General features: G+C 43.8%; 19 protein-coding genes. 3 read left to right on the top strand and 16 right to left on the bottom strand.

Translation table 11 applies throughout. The annotated features are described in order from the left end of the window. Positions 1 to 2: 2 nt before the first annotated feature. The 14 genes from AYW75_RS14560 to glmU form a co-directional block, all read right to left on the bottom strand. Entirely contained in the window at positions 3 to 1,088 is a 1,086-nt protein-coding gene (locus AYW75_RS14560; protein WP_067100854.1) for a tetratricopeptide repeat protein, read from the bottom strand. Next, the gene (locus AYW75_RS14565; protein WP_082856548.1) at positions 1,089 to 1,973 is read right to left on the bottom strand and encodes a type II secretion system F family protein; all 885 of its coding nucleotides are present in this window, start codon (positions 1,971 to 1,973) and stop codon (positions 1,089 to 1,091) included. Further along, entirely contained in the window at positions 1,963 to 2,892 is a 930-nt protein-coding gene (locus tag AYW75_RS14570) for a type II secretion system F family protein (RefSeq protein ID WP_067100857.1), read from the bottom strand. The genes AYW75_RS14565 and AYW75_RS14570 overlap by 11 nt, the downstream gene beginning before the upstream one ends. After that, positions 2,889 to 4,181: a CpaF family protein gene (locus AYW75_RS14575; RefSeq protein WP_067100860.1), complete on the bottom strand. Its 1,293-nt coding sequence runs from the start codon at positions 4,179 to 4,181 to the stop codon at positions 2,889 to 2,891. The genes AYW75_RS14570 and AYW75_RS14575 overlap by 4 nt, the downstream gene beginning before the upstream one ends. A gap of 15 nt (positions 4,182 to 4,196) precedes the next feature. Next, complete coding sequence (locus tag AYW75_RS14580) at positions 4,197 to 5,438, bottom strand: AAA family ATPase (RefSeq protein ID WP_067100862.1); 1,242 nt, start codon at positions 5,436 to 5,438, stop codon at positions 4,197 to 4,199. Positions 5,439 to 5,449: 11 nt separating this feature from the next. Then, on the bottom strand, positions 5,450 to 5,983 hold the full coding sequence (locus AYW75_RS14585) for a hypothetical protein (protein ID WP_067100865.1): 534 nt from the start codon (positions 5,981 to 5,983) through the stop codon (positions 5,450 to 5,452). Continuing rightward, the gene (locus tag AYW75_RS14590; RefSeq protein ID WP_067100867.1) at positions 5,980 to 7,311 is read right to left on the bottom strand and encodes a type II and III secretion system protein family protein; all 1,332 of its coding nucleotides are present in this window, start codon (positions 7,309 to 7,311) and stop codon (positions 5,980 to 5,982) included. The genes AYW75_RS14585 and AYW75_RS14590 overlap by 4 nt, the downstream gene beginning before the upstream one ends. A 15-nt stretch (positions 7,312 to 7,326) precedes the next feature. Beyond that, on the bottom strand, positions 7,327 to 8,211 hold the full coding sequence (gene cpaB / locus AYW75_RS14595; protein WP_067100870.1) for a Flp pilus assembly protein CpaB: 885 nt from the start codon (positions 8,209 to 8,211) through the stop codon (positions 7,327 to 7,329). A 21-nt stretch (positions 8,212 to 8,232) separates the two neighbouring features. Next, complete coding sequence (locus AYW75_RS18670) at positions 8,233 to 8,676, bottom strand: A24 family peptidase (protein ID WP_082856549.1); 444 nt, start codon at positions 8,674 to 8,676, stop codon at positions 8,233 to 8,235. A 32-nt stretch (positions 8,677 to 8,708) separates the two neighbouring features. Continuing rightward, positions 8,709 to 8,918, bottom strand: a complete 210-nt coding sequence (locus AYW75_RS14600) for a Flp family type IVb pilin (RefSeq protein WP_067100873.1) — start codon at positions 8,916 to 8,918, stop codon at positions 8,709 to 8,711. A gap of 301 nt (positions 8,919 to 9,219) precedes the next feature. Continuing rightward, the gene (locus AYW75_RS14605) at positions 9,220 to 10,269 is read right to left on the bottom strand and encodes a peptidoglycan-binding domain-containing protein (protein ID WP_067100875.1); all 1,050 of its coding nucleotides are present in this window, start codon (positions 10,267 to 10,269) and stop codon (positions 9,220 to 9,222) included. A 178-nt stretch (positions 10,270 to 10,447) separates the two neighbouring features. Next, positions 10,448 to 11,260, bottom strand: coding sequence for an OmpA family protein (locus AYW75_RS14610; protein WP_067100878.1), 813 nt, complete (start codon positions 11,258 to 11,260; stop codon positions 10,448 to 10,450). Between the two features lie 214 nt (positions 11,261 to 11,474). After that, positions 11,475 to 13,304: a glutamine--fructose-6-phosphate transaminase (isomerizing) gene (glmS, locus tag AYW75_RS14615; protein ID WP_067100881.1), complete on the bottom strand. Its 1,830-nt coding sequence runs from the start codon at positions 13,302 to 13,304 to the stop codon at positions 11,475 to 11,477. A 1-nt stretch (position 13,305) separates the two neighbouring features. Then, complete coding sequence (glmU, locus tag AYW75_RS14620) at positions 13,306 to 14,673, bottom strand: bifunctional UDP-N-acetylglucosamine diphosphorylase/glucosamine-1-phosphate N-acetyltransferase GlmU (RefSeq protein WP_067100884.1); 1,368 nt, start codon at positions 14,671 to 14,673, stop codon at positions 13,306 to 13,308. A 213-nt stretch (positions 14,674 to 14,886) separates the two neighbouring features. Between glmU and AYW75_RS14625 the strand changes: the two genes are divergently transcribed. Beyond that, on the top strand, positions 14,887 to 16,302 hold the full coding sequence (locus AYW75_RS14625; protein ID WP_067100887.1) for an MBL fold metallo-hydrolase RNA specificity domain-containing protein: 1,416 nt from the start codon (positions 14,887 to 14,889) through the stop codon (positions 16,300 to 16,302). A 66-nt stretch (positions 16,303 to 16,368) separates the two neighbouring features. On the opposite strand, the gene AYW75_RS14630 is transcribed toward AYW75_RS14625, so the two are convergent. Continuing rightward, positions 16,369 to 16,962, bottom strand: coding sequence for an FMN-dependent NADH-azoreductase (locus AYW75_RS14630; protein WP_067100890.1), 594 nt, complete (start codon positions 16,960 to 16,962; stop codon positions 16,369 to 16,371). Between the two features lie 160 nt (positions 16,963 to 17,122). Here AYW75_RS14630 and AYW75_RS14635 point away from each other — a divergent pair, with 160 nt between their 5' ends. Continuing rightward, positions 17,123 to 18,028, top strand: a complete 906-nt coding sequence (locus AYW75_RS14635) for a LysR family transcriptional regulator (RefSeq protein WP_067101128.1) — start codon at positions 17,123 to 17,125, stop codon at positions 18,026 to 18,028. 51 nt (positions 18,029 to 18,079) lie between these two features. Here the strand turns inward: AYW75_RS14635 and AYW75_RS14640 are convergent, their stop codons facing one another. Continuing rightward, positions 18,080 to 20,242, bottom strand: a complete 2,163-nt coding sequence (locus tag AYW75_RS14640) for a helix-hairpin-helix domain-containing protein (RefSeq protein WP_067100893.1) — start codon at positions 20,240 to 20,242, stop codon at positions 18,080 to 18,082. Positions 20,243 to 20,472: 230 nt separating this feature from the next. Between AYW75_RS14640 and AYW75_RS14645 the strand changes: the two genes are divergently transcribed. Beyond that, the gene (locus tag AYW75_RS14645) at positions 20,473 to 20,871 is read left to right on the top strand and encodes an H-NS histone family protein (RefSeq protein WP_067100896.1); all 399 of its coding nucleotides are present in this window, start codon (positions 20,473 to 20,475) and stop codon (positions 20,869 to 20,871) included. Positions 20,872 to 20,883: the final 12 nt, after the last annotated feature.

Below are 20,883 nucleotides of genomic sequence, written 5' to 3' on the forward strand. Positions count from 1 at the left end.
TATTACTCTTCTTGCTGCGCAACAGCTCTCGTGGTCAGAGACATTGAGCGCAGCTGTGCAATCGGGATGTTAAAACCGTCGTTGGGGCGCAGAGAATACGGAGATAGAGGGACAAAATTATGCTCTTTCTTAGCTTTTTTCTTGGACGAGAACCAACTAAAGAAGCCACTGCTTTTCTTCGGCTCTTGCGGAGCAGTGATGGTTCTGCTTTCTATTGTCGGTAAAGGCGCTAATGGTTCGGTGCTAATAATTGCGATCTGATCATCAACGTGCTCAGTCTCGATAGTATAAGAAGACTCTTTCGAGTGCGGTAAATTAAGAGGTGCTTCGAGTCTCGGGTTGATGGCAGAAGGGCCGTAGACACGAGAAACAGGTAAACTGGCTTTCAAATCATTAAAAATATCAAACAGTTGAGTATCAGTATATTTGTCTCCATATACTCGACGTAAGGTTTCAAAACTGCCCATTTTTGAAAGAATAATGGCTAGGTTGGCTTTGAGTTTTGGGTCGGCTCGGTCTGGGTTATTCAAATAAATTGGCATCAAACGGACAGCCGCATCTTGATATTTACCTTCCAACATATCAAGTAACGCTAGATTATTTTTGACTACTAGATCGTCATACATCATTTCACGAGCTTTATTAAACTGCTGGCGTGCTGGTGCCAGATGCCCCAGCTCTGCCTTGACAACGCCCATCATATTAACGGCTTTAGCACTGTCATCATCTTTATTAATAGCAATATTGAGAGAGTTTTCTGCTTGGCGAAGTTGTCCTAGATTGTATTGGGCGACGCCTTGTAGATAAAACGCTTCGCTGTTCCCAGCATTCGATTTAATCAGTGACGATAAGGTGAAGAGGCTGGATTCATTATCCCCTGTATCAAGGTAGACTTTGGCCAGTTTCAGTCGAGTATCAGGGCTATCTTGCTCTCTCAGACGGTCTTTGTAGAGTTCAATTAGACGCGTATTATTGGCAGAGAGCGCTAAGAACTCTTCTTCTGAAAGTGCCATTGAACTGTTTTTTCCACTGCTTGCACAACCAACAAGCAGCAATACACCGAATAAAATAGGTACGAGTTTAAGCATTTAGTTCATCATCCTCATTATTCCTGGAGCTGCAATCAACACCACGATCGGAAACATGATAAAGAGAATCAGCGGGACTGACATTTTGGCGGCCAGCTTACCAATTTTTTCTTCGACATTGAGCATTTGCACAGCTCGAATTTCAGAAGATAAGTTAGTGAGTACCTCGTAAACCGATGAGCCGTATTGAATACTTTGCTTTAACGTCATTACGAAACTGCGCATTTCGTTTGTCGGCACTCGCTCATAAAGATCATCAAGGGCTTTTTCTAGGCCGACAACTTTGGTGCGCTCTCGGGTTTTATTGAGCAAGTATCCTAGATCAGGGTCAAAGTCTTTCATTTCCTTACTTAAGTAATTCATTGACGCTTCAATGGTCATACCGGTTTGCACACAGACGGCCAGTAAATCAATCATGTAAGGAAGTTTGTGTGTCACACGCACTTTTAATCTACGCGCTTTGGCCGCTAGGTAGGCATCTGGTAATATTAGTGCTGCCACAACCCATAATAAACAATAGATGATGGTATCACTTGTCGTCCAGTTCAATAGCCCGGAAATCCAGTAAAGCACTACGCAACCAGTGATCAGCAGCAAATACTTAAAAGGCATGTAATAGATCGCAAAACGATTGTTGTAATAGCCTGAAGATAAAAACTTACGCTTCATTTCATCTTCACTGGCGGAGAACGCTACACGCACAGCGTGCTTGACTGGCTTTAACCACTCATGTTGAGTGCGGTGTGTCTGTTGATGCTCTTTTGCCAACCATTCTAGGCCTCGCTTCTTCTTGATACGGGAGCTAAACAGCAAAATCGCCAACTGCAAAAAAAAGGCCGTCAATAATAGGATAAATAAAGGATCAGAAAAGAGTTTATCGAGCACTTCGCATCAACCCCCATACAATCACAATGCCAACGGTTTCACTCACCAACATGTAATACAACAATAAACGCCCTTTAGGATCAGACATTATAAAGTCAAAATTCTCTGGGCTGAAAAAGCGCATGATGATTAAAAATAGAAATGGCACAGCCGCAACAATTTTGGCAGATGTCCGCGCTTCTGCTGTTAAGGCACTTTTCTTTTTTTCGACTGAGCGAATATTGAACATTAGTTTATTTAAGCGCTGAATAATATCGCGTAACTGTCCTCCACGCTCAATGTTTGCTCTTAGGGTTATAACAAAGAAGTAGAACATTGGATACGGTAAGCGAGCACACGCTTTACGAAACACATCTTCAGGCGCTTCACCTAGCTGGAGCCGTTTCGCCATTGTGGTAAATTCTTGGGCTACGCGCCCTTCTAATGCACTGCCAACATAGGCTATGGCCTGCGTTAAGCTTTCTCCAGAAGACACAGCACTGGTCATCATGTTCAGCGCTACAGGGAAAGTATCTTCGAAGTCCTTTTCTTGCTTGCCTTGTAAGTATTGGTACCCTACAAACAAGCCGACAATGATAAATAAGAGGTTTATAATTTGATTATCTGAGCGTAGAAAATTCTCATTAAAAAAGTAACCACAATAGTACATGAGCACTATGAATATCATTAGCTTAATACGAGGAAACGCACCTAGCTGGTCTAACTGATTAAGCCAAGTGTTATAGATTTTACCCGTTACGCTGTAGCCGATCAGTGATCTTAGATCGACCACTTGCTGGATTGATTTAGTGTTTTTAGGTCGCGTTACGCGAACATATTCTTGCAAGTATTCATGTTGCTTAACGTGTCGTCGTTGTCTAAAAAAGTATAAAAAAGCAACCACACCAAAAAAGACTTGAAAGATAAAAAACCAAATCATCCACGCTCATCCTGCTCAATGCCGCGGAAAGCCTCAATTAGACGCTCTTCTAGTCCGAAAAAGCGAGCCTTTTCAAAAAGCACAGAACGTTTCATCAGGCCAGAAGTAACAAAGTCCCCTTCTAAAACACCATGTTCGCTCTGTTGATACGAGGGTTCAAAACGAAAAATTTCTTCGAGTACAACATTGTTACCTTCCAATCCCATCACTTCTGTAATGCTCATTACTTTGCGCGAGCCATCATGCAATCGATTCACTTGAATAATTAAGTCTACGGCACTCACTATGGTACGTCGAATTGCTTCGAGAGGAAGGTTGCTGGTCGCCATCATCACCATGGATTCAACTCGCGACAAAGCATCACGTGGGGTATTGGCATGCAAAGTAGACATAGAGCCATCGTGCCCTGTGTTCATCGCCTGCAGCATTTCGAAGGCTTCAGAACCACGACACTCACCAACAATAATACGATCTGGGCGCATTCGAAGTGAATTAATAACAAGATCTCGTTGGGACACGACGCCAGTGTTTTCAATGCCTGCGGTACGAGTTTCTAAACGGACAACATGAGGCTGTAATAATCGTAATTCGGCGGCATCTTCAATGGTCACAATACGCTCTTTGTCACCAATATATTGTGACAAAGCGTTTAACATCGTGGTTTTACCAGATCCTGTACCACCTGAAATGAGTATATTGAGTCGACATCGTGCTGCCACCATTAATACCTGTGCCATTTCGACGCTCATCGCACCAAACTCACACAGTTTTTTAAAATCGACACTTTGTTTTTTGAATTTTCGAATAGAGATTGCGGTGCCATCAATCGCAATGGGCGGAATGACGATATTAACGCGGCTACCATCTTCGAGGCGTGCATCACATGTCGGTGTTGATTCATCAACTCGACGCCCTACTCGAGAGGCTATACGTTTTGCGATTTCAAGCAACTGGCGTTCGTCGATAAAATCAACAGGGGCAGGCTCAACAATGCCATTGCGTTCAATGTAAACGCTGTCGGGCCCGTTGATCATAATATCGGTAATGGAGTCATCTTCCATCAAGCTTTGCAGCGGGCCAAGACCGATTAATTCATTAACTAAATTAGAGACGAATTCTGCTCTGACTGTGCGAGGAACGGACAGATTTTCTCTTTGTACTAGCAGATCCACAGCATCTGCTAGTTGTCGGGACAATTGTTCCTTATCTATACCGGCAATTGCATCAGGGTCTAACGCATCAAAAATTTGCTTACGCAACCCAACATAAATAGCTTTAGCACCGATCATAGTTACCCCTTAGATTTACGAACCGAATGAAAACAAAGAACGCTTTTTCGGGGCTACTTTCGACTTTTCCCCTAAAATGATCGATGTTAGTTGGCGCAATGGCTTAGCGGCCTTTAAGGAAGTTTTAGCAATACGCTTATTGTCTAATATGTATGTCGATAACATTTCGCAGAATGGGATATCAACATCGATCGGCTGTTTGAGAAATATTTCTGCATCTTCTTTGGTGATGGTTTCAGACTTCTCAGGCATGATGTGATTCATCACTAAAATTAAACGTAGCGATTCAGACGTATTGTGGCGTCGTATCTTATCACGCATACGAGCAGCATCACGTACAGAGGACACCGAAGCCGACATCACCAAAACAATCACATCACATAGACTGACAAAGCGGTCGGCCTCTAGGCCGAACGCCACCGACGCTGATCTATCCTCAATGACAAAGTTCACATCAGCAGCTAAGTAGTCCACTACTGAATTGCTGTATTCGAGCAAGGTAAGATCGTCCAATGTTTCTGAAGAAAGTGATAGCACTGACAGCAAGCTGTTTTGTTGAAAAACCATCGACTGAGCAAAGGATTCATTAATGTTAGCGATTTCACCTTTCTGCACTTTGCGACGCTCATAATCGCGAATGCCCATCATAATATCCAAATCACCCGTTGTATGATTTTGATCAACAACTAAGCAAGAGGATTTTTTATGTGCACTGAGTTGATAAGACATTTCAGCGGTAATAAACGTACTGCCAACCCCTCCCTTCGCGCCAACAATGCTGATGTATTTAGCGCGTCGGTTTTGACCTGGGCCACGGTGACTATTTTGCTTACGGTTTTCGCTTACACTGCGAACAAAGTCGATCAATTCTTGCTTGGTAATGGGCCAAAATAAGTAATAAAAGCCGATGGCTTTTAAGTTACGAATAGTAGAAATGGCATCTTCACTACCAATGACAATCACTGATGCATGATTGGGCAGCAAATGACTGATGCGTTCTGCATCACCACTTACATCGTCACTGTTATTGAGTTCAACTATTACAACTTCAATATCGGAATGACGAACATGCTCCGTTATATCGACGGCAGTATTTTTTACCACTGCAGGTGGTGCAATTCCATCAAAACGGTATGCTTCTAATACGAGTTCTTCGCATTCGGCAGTTTGGTAAAACAACACTGTGCTGATTTTTTCTTGCTCTACAGCTGGGCTCGTCTTTTTCGACTTTTTCAGGGAATCCACTAAATCAAACATCGTACCCCCTATTATTTAGACTGATTATTGGCATCATTCGTTAGCATTTTTTCTGGGTTTACCATGCTATTCCAACGAGCTGATTCTATAAAGCAGCCGTTACCCGTTTGATAGAAGCTATCGATACTATTGTCTTTGCAGTCTGCTGTTGCTACCTGATAATCCACGACAGATAAAGTGAAATCAAAGCGTTGTAGTGGGTTATAACGGAGACTAAGGTCTTCCAACACTACATTAGTAGCCGAAACGCCCATTTTTTGTAAATAACTCTGCATGAAGTGCTTGAGTATTTCTCCCTCACTGGAGTACCAAGTCAGCATCACTTTCTGAGTCTTTATTTGTTGACCCAATTGCTGCACTACAATCATCAGCTTTTGTTTTGATTGCTCTATGTGATCACTATCCGCATTCACTGAAACAGCGTTCGTGACAGGCATAATCTGAACGCTTGGACCCTTTTTATGAGGAAGAGGGTCCATGATGGAACAGGCAGTGAGCGTCATTATCAGAGGCGCAATCACAAAGGCTTTAATGGTTTTCATCATTTCTTAAAGCCTCCGGCCGATAAGATCTCTTCACTTAACGCACGATTGGGTGTTTTAGCATCTTGTTGGCGCTTGGGTAAAACGAAGAAACGCTGAGCATTGGTTGTACGCTGGAAAGTCGGCAACTGCACAGACCCTGTTTCAATAGGCTTAACTAAATTAACAGTGGCAATGATCAGCAATTCTGTTTTATTACGCTCTGTTTCGGTGTATCGAAATAAGGATCCTATGATTGGTATATCACCTATAAATGGGATTTTACGCAATAGTTCACGGTCTTCACTGTTCAGTAGCCCACCAAGCACAAAACTCTGACCATCTGCTAGCTCGACTGTAGTACGTGCACGACGTGTTTTAAAGGCAGGGATATTATAAGTACTGTTGCCATACTGTGTGTCTAAAGAACTTACCTCTGGCATTAAAGATAATCGAATATTGTCATCGGTTAAGACTTTAGCCATCATTTCTAAGCGTACACCAAACTCTTTGTAGGTCACGTTAACTTGGTTGTCTACAACAGTAGTAATGGGCAATTCGCCACCAACTAAGAAACTAGCAGTCTCACCTGAAATAACGGATAAATTTGGCTCAGCAAGAATTTGACCGACTTCATCATCATTAATCGCTGAGATTGCACTGATTATATTGGCGCTACTGATATTACGTAACGGATTCACGAACACACCGGATGGCTGGCCATTGGAATAAAAATCTAAACCGAAATTTTGCATTAAAGAATGTGATACTTCTGCCACAGATAGCTTGACGTTAACCTGCTTCGTAGTCGCCACTTCAATGTTGTTAACTACTCCTTGAAAGTCTCGTCGACGCATAAAGTCCATCGTTAATGTCTGACCGTCCCCCAGATCCCACTCAATATCACGATTTTCAGACGTCTTTCCAAGTAATTCTCCAACCAAAATATTAATACCATCCTTCTCTTTTTCAGTTGCTACCGTTCCGGTTAGTACTACTTTGTCTCCAAGATTGTAAATATTCACTTTGGCATTAGGGTAAAGTGTGGAAACATGGCGCTGTATATTCAGCATGCTTTTGCTGACCACAATCTCTTGAGTCAGTAATGTGTCTCCTTCCTCGGAAAAGAGCATCACTGTTGCTTGTCCTACTTGGCGCCCAAAGACCACTACTTTATGCTTATCAACCACCTGATAATCTGCAATATCCGGTGCAGAAATAAAAACAGAACCAATCTTTTGCTTTGAAGACAGCGCGCGAGCTTCCCCTTCGCCCATGTTGAGTACGTCTTGCGACCATAACGACAAGGATACCGTCATGAGCAACATACTTATCAAAAAATGCTTGATCATTGTTGTCCTTATTCCTTATTGAAGCAAAGGGTTAGTAATACTCGGCGTTGACTGTTGACTACCGCTACTATTTGGTCGTAACTCAATTACCGCTCGGTACTGAGGAACAATGTCCCCTGCATCGATATTAATTTGTGCGTTACGGTTTTTGTCTGATGACAATAACACTTCGAGCTTAGCGATACTGCTTGCCATAGTTACTTTTGCTGCTTGAGCTTTGGTTAGTTGCAAAATTAACGATACCATTTGCGGGCCTGTTGAGGGTTGGACTAACGACAGCATTCCACTGCTCTTGGCAGCCGTTGATGGCACATTTTTGATGACTTGAAGTACTTTTGCACCATTAACAACTGTCTTTAATGACACACTACCTAAGTCACGTGCAGGTGCACTACCATTCAAATTCTGAGTCGTTGATAACAACGCCAATACATCGACTAAGGATCCAGCCTTGATGACATCACCTAAAACAGCTGTTGCTGATACTGACACCGGAACAGGTAAGAAGCCATCTTCAATCGCAAAGCTGAAGTAATCTCGTTCATCTGGCGAGACTAAGTCTTCAGGAAAAACTAAGCCATCTTTTGCAATGGCTTTTTTAACGACCATGCCATCATCAAACTCTAAAACAATGTCTTTTTTAATACCGTTTTCGAAGCCTTCTTGTTGAGTTACTTGCTTGATTCTCAAGTCGTCACGGGAAATGATAGAGCCTTTTGCTAGGTCCTGCTTTGCAGTCCAAACTGAGAAGTAGACTTCAGGAGGCACTGCTTTGACAACGGGTGCGACAGGGGTGTTATCTACAGGTGGCTGCGACAATGACGTTTTTGTCATGTAGATACCAACTAAGCCAACCGCTAAAATAATCAGTGACAAATACATCAAGAGTTTGGATCGCATTCCTGTGTCCTAAGAGTTAAGTTAGCTAAGATATGAAAATAAAATGGCAGCGCCGCCCGATAAAGAAATAGGGACTGCGTATGGAATACCTTTCTTACGTACTTTAGAAAGATCCGTACAATAGCCGTAGAGCAAATACAACGAAGCGACTATGCCGCCCAATAGGACTGTGCCATATAAGAACAAAGAAAGAAACTGAGGCGTCACACCAAGACTAATTACAAACAATAATTTCGTGTCACCGGCACCTAGTATGCGAATGAGATGCAAAACAAAGCCGACCAGCAAGATAACTAAGCTATACGGTAATATCGACCAGTTAGGCTGATCAATCCAAGTAAATATCAATAAAAAAGTGAGGCAAAGAAGATATCTATGCCTCACTTGTCGAGATCTCATATCATCCCATGCGATGCATGTTAAGCAAATGAACACGCCAGCAAATGCGAGCAAAGCACTATCCATAAACTTTTATATAGATGACTGTGAGTTAGATATTATTCACCGCCTGTTGCAGTATTCACTGCAGTGCCAACATTCTCAAGTGCCGTCTCAAGTGTGTCTTGAAGTGAGCCATCACCAGTTCCACTGAATACAGCAAACACAACACCAGCAATCGCTGCTGCAATCACTGCGTATTCAATTGCAGTAACACCTTCACGGCTTGCTAAGAAAGATTGAGCTTGTGCGTATAATTTAGTCAACATTACATTGTCTCCAAAATGTGGGTAAGCATAACTTAATTCAAAGAGACGCTATTTAGGGGCCTGAAAAATTAAGTGCCTTAAACGGCTGCTTATATTAATTGCTATAAGTACTCAAATCATATCAATCGTTACTGTTTCGTCAATCAGTAACCTGTCAAATAAACATGAAACCACTTACAAATAATTACAAAACTAAATATGCATGTAAAAAAGTGTATAAATATTTCCAAAATATTAAAGCCAGCATATTTTGCTGGCTTTAATGGATATCTACTCAACGAATTTACAAAATACATTGAGATTAATTACGATGAATACCTAATGTATCTAAAGTCTCAAACGTAATAGAACCGACCGCCAAACCACTGTCTGTTTGAAAGTCAGCCATAGCATCCATAGTTTTCTGACCAATTTTGCCATCAATCGGGCCAGGTTCATAACCACTGTCGTATAAGCGCTGCTGCAAAGATGCAATCAAAGTGTCATTAATATCGCCATTACACACTGCTTGGCGCATTACCATACGAGGTTTGCCGTCGTAAGACTTCAAACGCATTTCGCGCATTTGAGCAGGCACTTCTTGAGGACTAGCGCTCGCGGGCTTCACGATTTCTTCTACTTGTACATCTTCCATACGAGGTGCAAGTGAAACCTCTACAACACGAGCTGGCTCATCAACAACCCATTTCGTTACGTTTTCGTATTTCGCAGGTATGACCTCTACTTTACTTTGTTCTGGCTGAACTAGCACTTGCACTTTTACAATTTGCTCTTTCGCTGGAATTTCTTTAGCACAGAATGCCACACCGCCGCCTGCAGATTGACACTGCTCTAGTACAGTACGTGATTCTTCAATCACAACGCGTTTATCCCGCTGTTCATAGACTGCTGGAACTTTTACGAATCGAGTAGTCTCTTCACGTATCAATACTCGTTCCGTAACACGCTTATACGTAGCGGGTTGAAGACGGTAAGTCACTGTACCTTCACGAGTTACCACTTTTTTGTAACCACGTTTAATTTCAGCAGGCGTTACATTGATCGTAGTATGCGAGTCTTTGACTGTCACTTGCACAGTTTGCTCACGCTTACGTGGCTTGATTTGACCATAAACCCAACACTCACCCGGATTAACTTCCATTCCAGAGGGTAACGGCATCGGCGCAGCCGACATGGTTGCTGCAACAGCATCATTTGTTGGTGTTTGAAGTGTTTGTGTATTAACAGACGTTTGTGGCGCGGCTGCAATAGAGCCTGAAGCACCCATTGTCTCAGCAATGGTGTATGGCAAATGTAGCGCTAGCGCCGTTAGCACGGAGCCTAATAACAATCGGTTTCTATTCGTACTCACTGGCGTTTCCTACTTTTAATCTCTGCTGTCTTGATCGGCAGTACTCAATACATACCAATAAGATCACGATACTTAGTTTCTTACAGCGACGACACTTCGTTGAAAATACAAATAATGCGTCAAGAAAAACTTTAGGTGGCGATATTATCACCACCTAAAACAAATAACTCAAGATAGATTAAGGGGTTTCGTATATTTCAATTTCTACACGTCTATTTGGTGACAAACAACTGACCAGTGCGGCATCACGCTGAGCGTCGTCACAGACCACTATCGGACTCGTTTCACCTACACCTTTAATCAACAAGTTTTGCTTAGGCAAACCTCGCGCTAAAAACTGGTTACCTACTTCACGTGCACGCAATCGAGAAATATTGATATTCGCTTGCTCAGACCCTAGACGATCAGTATGACCTGTAATCGTTACAACTGGATTATGGTAACGTTGCATAAGCTGAACAATAAATTTGTCCAACGTATCTTGACCATGACTACTGAGTTGATACTTATTGAAACTAAACAGTACATCACTCATCAAAGAAAATACCTCAAGGCGAGGTTCACTTTGACCGGCACCTCCACCGACATACTGGCGATAGAGCAAGTCACACACACTTTTGCGCCAATCAGCTGATTGCAAAACACCTTTACCGTCAAACTCTAGGCGATATTGACATCCCATGAAGCTATCCACTGAGCGTGGTATGCTGACGTTGTAATCCCAGTGAGTTTTTTGGTCTTGATGCTGAACACTGTATGGTGTGCCAATCAGCGAGTTAATATCCTGCTGTGTATCACCAATACGGATGTTAGGAATAAACATAGCAATGTCTTGTGCATCATGCTGCTGCATCAAGTCCTGATCAAATTGACTCGCAGACACAATTGCATCATCGTAATTAACCGATACATCTGACGCCCAAGTATTGAAGGTAGGCGTAGCTAGACCCATTAATACAGTGAAGGAGAACGCACCAAACCTCTTCAACATTGTTTTCCTCATAAGCGTTAGAATTTCTAATCCCTAAGAATCTACGCTACTTTTTATCAGAATATGTAAAAAAAAGTAAGCCTACTAAACCTGATGCATTAATGCATCAATAACTGCTGGGAAGGCAATATTTTATTCATAACAACTCTTTTTTCGGCCTTTTTAAGAGCGTTAAGCCTATAAAAAAATAGGAAGCCAACGCTTCCCATTTTGATTATTCGACCGTGACGCTCTTGGCTAAATTTCGCGGCTGGTCTACGTCAGTCCCTTTTACGACGGCTACATGGTAAGAGAGCAGTTGCAGCGGGATGGTATGTACGATCGGCTCAAGCACCTCTTCCACCCATGGGATTTCATTGTAATGAATACCTTCGGCTTGTTCGAAGCCTGTTTCTTTGGCGCCAAATACAAACAGTTCTCCACCACGAGCGCGCACTTCTTGTAGGTTAGATTTCAACTTGTCGAGCATCTGGTTATTCGGCGCAACGGTGATGATCGGCATGGTCTCATCCACCAGCGCTAATGGGCCGTGCTTCAATTCACCTGCAGGGTAAGCCTCGGCGTGGATATAACTGATTTCTTTCAGTTTTAATGCCCCTTCCAGAGCAATCGGAAACATCGGACCGCGGCCTAAAAACAGAGCGTTATGCTTATTGGCAAAGTGCTCTGATACTAATTTAATAGCACTATCCTGCTTAATGGCTGCATCAACATAAGCAGGCAACGAGCGCAAAGCTTGTACCAGCGCCGCTTGTTTATCATCGCTTAATTCTTCTTTCTCAGCCGCAATGGCAATTGACGTAATCAAGAGCGCAGTCAGCTGGGTAGTAAACGCCTTGGTTGAGGCGACGCCAATTTCCGTTCCGGCACGCGTCAACAATGTGAGTTCTGACTCGCGCACCAAGGTGGAAGATGGCACATTACAAATGGCCAACGTGGTTAGATACCCCAACTCTTTCGCCATTCGCAACGCGGCCAGGGTGTCGGCCGTTTCACCAGATTGAGATAACGTTAAGAACAACGATTTTTTGGGTACCGCCACTTTGCGATAGCGGTATTCGCTTGCAACTTCTACGGTACACGGAATGTTTGCCAGCTCTTCGATCCAGTACTTAGCTACCATGCCGGCGTGATAACTGGTACCACAAGCTACAATGTGAATATTTTCCACTTCCTTCAAAAACGCCGAGTCCGCACCGAAACTACTGGTTAAAACGCGATCTTCGCTAATGCGTCCCTCTAAACAGGCAGCAATCACTTTCGGTTGTTCGTAGATCTCTTTGAGCATGTAGTGGCGAAACTCGCCTTTGTCTGACGCGTCTACGTGATGATTAAACACACTAATAGGACGTTCTTGTACTTGATCATTTACGTCGAAAACCGTGACTTGATCACGCGTTAGTTCGACGACATCCCCTTCTTCAAGGAAAATGAATTGGTCTGTCACATGCAACAAAGCCAACTGATCCGATGCAACAAAGTTCTCTTCAATCCCCACACCCACAACTAATGGACTACCTTTTCGGGCTGCAATCAGGCGGTCATTTTCATTATTCAGCGTCACGGCAATGGCGAACGCACCATGCAGATGTTTTAACGCATTTTTTACCGCTTGCAGTAAATCCGGCTCTGTTTTCAGGGCATCGTGAATTAAGTGAACAATCACTTCGGTATCTGTTTGCGAACGAAATTCGTAGCCCAGCTCAATCAAGTTACGGCGTAGGGCTTCATGATTTTCAATGATGCCATTGTGCACCAAGGCCAAATCTTCGCCTGAAAAGTGAGGGTGAGCATTCTCTTCCGTCGGCTTACCATGTGTTGCCCAACGAGTGTGGGCGATGCCCATCTTGCCATCTAATGGTGCGCTTTCAAACTTATCTTTTAGTGCTTGCACTTTACCTACGGCCCGATGTGCACGTACGCCAACTTCATTATTGATGGCCACACCAGAAGAGTCATAACCGCGATATTCCAGGCGTGACAAACCTTCTAATAGAATTTTCGCAACATTACGCTGGGCAATAGCGCCGACGATACCACACATATTATTTCTCCTGCTTAGTCGGACGCGCCCAACCATCTTTGTTTGTTTGTTTTGCTCGGGCAAAAGCCAATTGTTTTTCTGCTACCGCTTTGGTGATGGTAGAGCCAGCGGCAATGGTTGCGTCAGCTTTAATCTCAACAGGCGCCACTAATGACGTGTTTGAGCCAACAAACACACCGTCGCCGATGATCGTTTGAAATTTGTTCACACCATCATAGTTACAAGTAATGGTGCCTGCGCCAACATTTACGCCTGCACCCATGTGCGTATCACCGACGTAGCTTAGATGATTTACTTTGCTGCCTTCACCGATAAACGCTTTTTTTGTTTCAACAAAGTTGCCTATTTTGGCTTTATTGGACAGCACTGATCCTGGACGCAAACGCGCGAATGGACCAAGATCACAGTGTGCACCCACTTGGCTGTCTTCAATCATGGTATTGGCTTTAATGGCGGTGTTATCCGCTACGGTGCAGTTTTTCAACACACAGTTTGGCCCCACTTGTACGTTTTCGCCTAATGTAACGGCACCTTCAAAGACACAGTTCACATCTATGATACAGTCTTGTCCTGTGGTTAGCTTTCCACGAATATCGATACGCTGCGGGTCCATTAAGGTTGCACCAGAGCGCATCAATTGCTCTGCTTGTTGCAGTTGCCAAACACGCTCTAAAGTTGCTAACTGTACCCGATCGTTGACACCACTGACTTCTGACTCTTGCTCTGGGTGAACCGTTACAATTTCAACACCTTGCTCTGCCGCCATGGCAATAATATCGGTTAAGTAATACTCACCTTGGGCATTATTGTTGGTCAGTGCCTTTAACCAATGCTGCAACTTCGCATTCGGTGCCAACAAAATACCAGTGTTTACTTCGTTGATTAAAAGTTGTTCTGATGAGGCGTCTTTTTGCTCGACAATGGCAGACACCGCACCTTTTGCATTACGCACGATACGCCCGTAGCCAAACGGGTTATCCAGTTTAATGGTCAGTAGTACTAGAGTGTTATTGTTAGATAGAGACAACATACGCTCCAGGGTAGAGCGCTGAATCAAGGGAACGTCACCGTATAAAGTTAGTGTGGTACCGTTTTCACTCAGGAACGGCGCTGCTCGTCGTAACGCATCGCCCGTACCTTGAGGATTGTCTTGCCATACGATATTGGCAGAAAAATCCTGACAAGCTTGTTCAACTTGTTCACCCTGATGGCCAACGACTAAATGTAACTGGGCATTGCTCAAGCCTGTTGCTGTGGCTAGTACACGACGCACCATCGCTTCACCACCAATTTTATGAAGTACCTTAGAAAAGGCTGATTTCATTCGGCTTCCCTTGCCTGCAGCAAGGATCACAATATCCTGTGTCATAGAGCACTTACCCACTATTTAATCGTCATTTTTAATTGAGCCGTATTAGACCTTTTGTTCAACATTGTCGCAATTCGTTTTGTCATAAATTTTTTGACAAGTAAGCGTCATAATCTTGTCTATTGCACATGCGCTGGATCATAGAGCCCGCTAAAAAAACTATGCTAGCATCACGTTCTTTAAACCTACTTCTTGGCATCATAAGGACAGTGTATGTACGAGATTATTCATCACGGCGCAAAAACTGGCGTGACAGGGTCCTGTCACGAGCTGGCCTTAGACGAACATAACAGCTTGTTGGTAGATTGCGGATTATTTCAAGGAGCGGAAACCTCTGATGATGGTGCTAACGCACATACTCTCAGTATTGAATTTGATGCATCTCGTATTCAAGGACTGATCGTCACTCATGTACACATAGACCATGTTGGACGTATTCCGTATTTATTGGCGGCGGGATTTAACGGCCCTATTTTTTGCTCCATTCCAAGTGCGAAATTACTGCCTCTGGTCATTGAAGATGCTTTGAAAGTGGGTGTCACTCGTAACCGGAGCATTATTGACGCCTGTCTGACAAGGCTTAGATCGCAGATTGCGCCACTTGATTACGAAACTTGGTATGAAGCACCACTGCTGCCCTCATTTAAAGGACACTGTCAGATTAAGCTATCACCCGCTGGGCATATTTTAGGCTCGGCCTACGTCACGGTTCGTGTACAACAAGATAAACCATGGGACATCGTCTTTTCAGGGGACCTTGGTGCTCCTTATGCACCTCTGTTAGCCGCCCCTAAATCGCCGTACCGAGCAGATCAGTTAGTATTAGAAAGCACTTACGGTGATCGTAACCATGAAGATCGACATCACCGTCGTCAGCGCCTGCAAGCATCAATGGAGCACGCACTCGCTGATGGTGGCGTGGTGTTGATTCCGGCTTTTTCCATCGGGCGTACACAAGAATTACTCTACGAAATAGAGAGCATCATCCATGATAATGCCGAGCAATGTGTGAGCCACACTTTGACAGGAAAGACCATACATTGGCGCGAGCTGGATATTATTGTCGACTCACCATTAGCCAGCCAATTCACCGACGTCTATCGAGAATTAAAGCCCTATTGGGACAAAGAAGCTCAACAACGCTTACATCAAGGCAGGCACCCTCTCAACTTTGAACAGCTGACCACCATTGATGATCATGAGATGCATGAGCAAACAGTTGTCTACTTAGCACAACAAAAGCGCCCTGCTGTCGTTATTGCCGCGTCTGGCATGTGTGCAGGTGGACGTGTTGTCAATTACCTTAAAGCTTTGCTAGGCGACACGCGCAACGATATTGTATTTGTTGGCTATCAAGCTCAAGGGACACCAGGAAGAGACTTACTCACCTATCATAATCGAGACGATGGATATGTCACGTTAGACGGCCAACGCTACCCAATTCGAGCAAAGGTTTGGCAAATTGGGGGGTATTCAGCCCATGCTGGGCAACAAGACTTAATACGCTTCGCTACTCAAATGCGTCAGCCTCCAACAAAGGTTCATTTAGTCCATGGCGAACAGGGTGCAAAGTTGGCCTTGCAAAAGGCACTGCAAGCCAAGCTTGACTATGTTGAGGTGGTAGGCTAACTAAAAAGCCCCTGTATGGCAGCATACAGAGGCTTTATCATTTATATCGATAGCGTTTACTGGATACTAAACAGCCTCGGCAATGCGACCTTTTGCAGAAGCAAATGCTTTGTCGCCCTCTTCCCCCATGGCTTGACCACCTGCTACAAATGCATCTTTAACATTCAAGCCTAGGAAGTTAAGGAAGGTCTTAACGTACGGTAGTTGATGATCGTATGGCGTGTTTTCTAGGAAGCCACCACTTGCTGAGAAGATGTAAGCGTCTTTATTCACCAAGCCAACTGAGCCTTCTTCTGTATATTTAAACGTACGACCAGCACGAGCGATGTAATCAAAGTATGATTTTAGCGTAGATGGAATACTGAAATTATAGATCGGAGCACTGATGGCAACCACATCTGCCGCCTCTAACTCTTCAATCAATTCATCGCCGATAGCAACAATGCCTTTCTGCTCTGTACTGCGCTCTTCTTCAGGAGTGAATAGTGCACCCAATGTTTCGCTGGTAAAATGTGGTAATGGCTTTGCATTAACGTCGCGTACAACAACAGTGCCGTTTGGGTTTTGTGCTTGCCACTGTGACACAAAAGCATCTGCTAGTTGGCGTGATTTTGAATTATCACCTGAAGCACTTGAATCAATTCGTAGTAATGTTGCCATGAGTAATCTCCTAGTGTATGTGCTGAAGCTTCGCTTCAAATTCGTTTGATGCACCCATAATAAAACCAGTTTTTCTGATATAAAAGCGTAAGTTTTTGACGATTTAGATCGAATAATACGATATAAAAGACAGTAAATACGAAATACGTGGATGATTTTTATGAAAGCTCCGAGAGTAACGTTAGAACAATGGCGGGTTTTACAAGCGGTTGTCGATAAGGGTGGCTTTGCACAAGCTGCTGAAGCATTGCATAAAAGCCAGTCTTCAATCAGCTATACCGTTGCTAAACTTCAAGAACAGTTAGGTTATCCGCTGCTTACCATTGATGGCCGCAAAGCCAAGTTAACCGAGCGTGGCGAGGTATTATTAAGACGTTCACGCCATTTAATAAGAGAGGCGATCGATTTAGAAGAACTGGCTCACACCCTGGGGCAAGGATGGGAACCTGAAATCGAGCTAGTGGTAGACGAGGCCTTCCCAACGCCAGCATTACTCAGAGCTTTAAAGGCTTTTGAACCACAAAGCCAAGGCACACTCGTTCAGCTAAAAGAAGTCGTACTCAGCGGTGCTCTGGATACGCTTTCACAAGGATCGCCTGATTTAGTGTTAAGTGGCATGGTACCAAAGGGCTATTTGGCCGACCCCATTGTTGAAGTCGAAATGATCGCTGTCGCAGCGCCTGAACATGCGTTGTGCTCAGAAGAAGGGCCGATCAGCAATGAACGCCTGAAAAAAGAGCTGCAAGTCGTTATTAGAGACTCTGGCCAAGAAAGCTCTATTGACCAAGGATGGCTAGGTGCAGACCGCCGCTGGACAGTCTCCAGTGTACAATCTGCTTATGAAGTGGTTGCTTCAGGCGTCGGCTTTGCTTGGCTGCCGTTTGCTGATTTGCGCGATGCCTTGGAATCAGGTCGCTTACAGAAACTGAACTTAGAATCTGGTGGCGAACGAAATTTCCACATGTATGCGATCTTTGGCAAAGGCGAGCGCACTGGCCCTGCTACCCGACTTTTTGTTGAGTTGTTACAGCAGTCTTGCGCGCGGTGCGCTGATGTTCGTCGTTAACGACGATGATTAACTACGTGGGTAAGGCGCGGCCTTACCCACTGCTTGCGATTATTTTAAACGTTTTAAAGCAATGCGTTTACGCTTTACGTCTACTTCCATCACCTCCACTTTCACAACCTCACCGATTCGTACTTCGTCACGAGGGTCTTTGACGAAGCGATCTGCCAGTTGCGAAATATGAATCAGGCCATCTTGGTGAACCCCTAAATCCACAAAAGCACCGAATGCTGCAACATTGGTCACAACGCCTTCAAGGGTCATGCCTTCTTGCAGATCTTCGATCTTGTTAACCGCTTCATCAAAGCTTGCATACTGAAACTCAGGACGAGGGTCGCGACCAGGTTTGGCAAGTTCTTGCAAAATGTCTTGGAAAGTATACTGGCCTTGTTCCGCAGCCGCAGGCGCCGCCTGTAAATGCGCTATGCCCTCTGGATTACCAACCAAAGCGTTAACCTCTAAATTAATGGAACGAGCAAGGCTCTTTATAAGACTATAGGATTCTGGGTGAACCGCAGATGCATCGAGAGGCTCCTTGCCTCCTTGAATACGCAGAAAGCCTGCGCATTGCTCGAACGCTTTATCGCCTATGCCTTTGACCTTTTTTAACTGCATACGACTGCTAAAGCCACCAACTTGCTCACGAAACTCAACAATATTTTGCGCCATACGTTGTGTTAAGCCCGATACATACGTGAGCAATGATACCGACGCTAGGTTTAAATCCACACCTACTGCGTTTACGCAATCCTCTACTACGACACTTAATGCATCACCCAGTCGGTTGGCTTTTACATCGTGCTGGTATTGACCAACACCTATCGCTTGAGGGTCAATTTTGACCAATTCAGCAAGCGGATCTTGGAAACGTCGTGCAATAGAAATTGCACCTCGAATCGTGACATCTAATTCGGGAAATTCGTCGATAGCAACTGGCGATGCCGAATAAACGGAAGCACCTGCTTCTGACACAATAACGCAGCGGCAGCTTAACGACCTCTGCTGAATCATATCTTCCGCCAAGGCTTGTGTTTCACGAGATGCCGTGCCGTTACCGATGACCAGCCATTCGATCTGATGAGTTTGAATAATCTGCGCAAGCTTTGACTGTGCTTCGGTTGCTTTATTTTGAGGTGCATGTGGATACACCACACCGTATTCTAATAACTGACCATATTCGTCAACCGCAACCCACTTCACACCATTTCGAAACCCTGGATCTAATGCGAGTGTTCGTTTTGCTCCGGCTGGTGCAGCCATTAGTAAATCTTTTAAATTATTTTGAAATACTTCAATCGCACCTGCCTCAGCTAACTCTTTTAACTCAGAAAGTAAGTCTGATTCCAGTTTAGGTTGTATTTTTTCATGCCATGATTTTTCTAACCATGCTAACTTCTCTTTACTCGGTGTTCGCTCTTTCAGATCAGGAAACCCTAGAGGAATCATATTAACTGTATTATTTAAGGAGTAAGGCAATGCCTCTCCAGATTCAATTGATAGCTTTAATATGCTTTCTTTTTTTCCACGAAATAACGCCAACAGTCGATGGGGCGGACATTTTTTAAGCGCTTCTTGGTAATCAAAGTAGTCGCGAAACTTTTCTCCTACTTCTTTTTTTCCACGCATCACTTTACTGACTAATACGCCTTCTTTCTGAAGAAATAATTTACCGCTCTGCAGGGTATGAATATTCTGAGATAACTTTTCAATTATAATATCAGAGGCACCTTTTTCTGCATCGGCTAACGAAATTGATTGCTTAAAATGCGCCTTATTTTTCTCATAGTGCTGTTGAACTGACGCTTTGCCATCACGCCACAATGCAATAGAAAATGACAGCAAGCCTAGCTCAATGGCACTGTCAGCTTTGGTTTTACGTGTTTTTTTAAAAGGTGTGTAAATATCTTCTAACACGGTTTTACTATCAGCGCTTTCAACTGCACTAAAAACCGATGCAGGAATATCAGGCAACTCTTTCAATAACTCTATAATCGCAGCACGGCGTTTTTCTAATTCTACTAAGTACTGCCATCGCCCATGAAACTCGCGTAATACCTCATCCGACATAGCACCGGTAACCTCTTTTCGGTAACGGGCGATAAACGGCACTGTTGCACCATCTTCAAACAGCGCAATGATATTTTTCACAGTCTTTTGTGGCGTCGAATATTCTTTTTCTAAAGTAGTTAACAAAGTATTAATCAGTGTCGTCATATTATTTACTTAAAAATGAAGAGAGTGAGCGTATTAAGGAATTTTTTATTAAACTAGTTGGTCAGCATTGATACTAACACTCAATTTGATGCTATTATTAGCAATGATAAATGTATTGTGAGTTGGATTTAAGCTTACCCGTTTACATAACCAAAGAAAAACACAGTTTTGGATGGATTTCTGTTCTGTGTTCGCGTTGATTAATGCGTTTCAGATAATTAGGGGAAACCATGAGTTTATTAGCAGAGCTAGCTGGAAACAAAGCCAAAGCACGCGCAGCGGCAAAAGAATTAACCATTCCACAATTAGAGAACCTTATTGAAGGGTTCCATAACGCATTGGTTAAAATGCAAGAAGACGAGCAAGCACGCCAGGCAGAAGTTGAAGAAAAATCTCGCCAAGCGGCCGACATCGCTAAGCTTATTGAAGCAAGCGGCCTAACGCTTGAAGAAATCGCAGCATTAAGCGGCGCTCGCAGCAACCCAACCAAAGGCAAAACAGTAAAACCTAAATACCGTATTGATTGGAATGGTGAAACTGTAGAGTGGAGTGGCCGTGGCCGCACACCAAAAGCATTCCAAGAGTATTTGGATGCTGGCAATTCTCGTGAGTCTGCAGAAATCAAATAATGCTGCTACAGC

The organism is Marinomonas atlantica (assembly GCF_001639725.1).
Taxonomy (GTDB): Bacteria; Pseudomonadota; Gammaproteobacteria; order Pseudomonadales; family Marinomonadaceae; genus Marinomonas; species Marinomonas atlantica.

Excerpts from the sequence above, each read along its gene's own strand:
- AYW75_RS14560 (WP_067100854.1), bottom strand. The coding sequence starts at position 1,088 with ATGCTTAAACTCGTACCTATTTTATTCGGTGTATTGCTGCTTGTTGGT.
- AYW75_RS14570 (WP_067100857.1), bottom strand. The coding sequence starts at position 2,892 with ATGATTTGGTTTTTTATCTTTCAAGTCTTTTTTGGTGTGGTTGCTTTT.
- AYW75_RS14575 (WP_067100860.1), bottom strand. The coding sequence starts at position 4,181 with ATGATCGGTGCTAAAGCTATTTATGTTGGGTTGCGTAAGCAAATTTTT.
- AYW75_RS14580 (WP_067100862.1), bottom strand. The coding sequence starts at position 5,438 with ATGTTTGATTTAGTGGATTCCCTGAAAAAGTCGAAAAAGACGAGCCCA.
- AYW75_RS14585 (WP_067100865.1), bottom strand. The coding sequence starts at position 5,983 with ATGATGAAAACCATTAAAGCCTTTGTGATTGCGCCTCTGATAATGACG.
- AYW75_RS14590 (WP_067100867.1), bottom strand. The coding sequence starts at position 7,311 with ATGATCAAGCATTTTTTGATAAGTATGTTGCTCATGACGGTATCCTTG.
- cpaB (WP_067100870.1), bottom strand. The coding sequence starts at position 8,211 with ATGCGATCCAAACTCTTGATGTATTTGTCACTGATTATTTTAGCGGTT.
- AYW75_RS18670 (WP_082856549.1), bottom strand. The coding sequence starts at position 8,676 with ATGGATAGTGCTTTGCTCGCATTTGCTGGCGTGTTCATTTGCTTAACA.
- AYW75_RS14600 (WP_067100873.1), bottom strand. The coding sequence starts at position 8,918 with ATGTTGACTAAATTATACGCACAAGCTCAATCTTTCTTAGCAAGCCGT.
- AYW75_RS14610 (WP_067100878.1), bottom strand. The coding sequence starts at position 11,260 with ATGTTGAAGAGGTTTGGTGCGTTCTCCTTCACTGTATTAATGGGTCTA.
- glmS (WP_067100881.1), bottom strand. The coding sequence starts at position 13,304 with ATGTGTGGTATCGTCGGCGCTATTGCCCAGCGTAATGTTGCGAAAATT.
- glmU (WP_067100884.1), bottom strand. The coding sequence starts at position 14,673 with ATGACACAGGATATTGTGATCCTTGCTGCAGGCAAGGGAAGCCGAATG.
- AYW75_RS14625 (WP_067100887.1), top strand. The coding sequence starts at position 14,887 with ATGTACGAGATTATTCATCACGGCGCAAAAACTGGCGTGACAGGGTCC.
- AYW75_RS14630 (WP_067100890.1), bottom strand. The coding sequence starts at position 16,962 with ATGGCAACATTACTACGAATTGATTCAAGTGCTTCAGGTGATAATTCA.
- AYW75_RS14635 (WP_067101128.1), top strand. The coding sequence starts at position 17,123 with ATGAAAGCTCCGAGAGTAACGTTAGAACAATGGCGGGTTTTACAAGCG.
- AYW75_RS14640 (WP_067100893.1), bottom strand. The coding sequence starts at position 20,242 with ATGACGACACTGATTAATACTTTGTTAACTACTTTAGAAAAAGAATAT.
- AYW75_RS14645 (WP_067100896.1), top strand. The coding sequence starts at position 20,473 with ATGAGTTTATTAGCAGAGCTAGCTGGAAACAAAGCCAAAGCACGCGCA.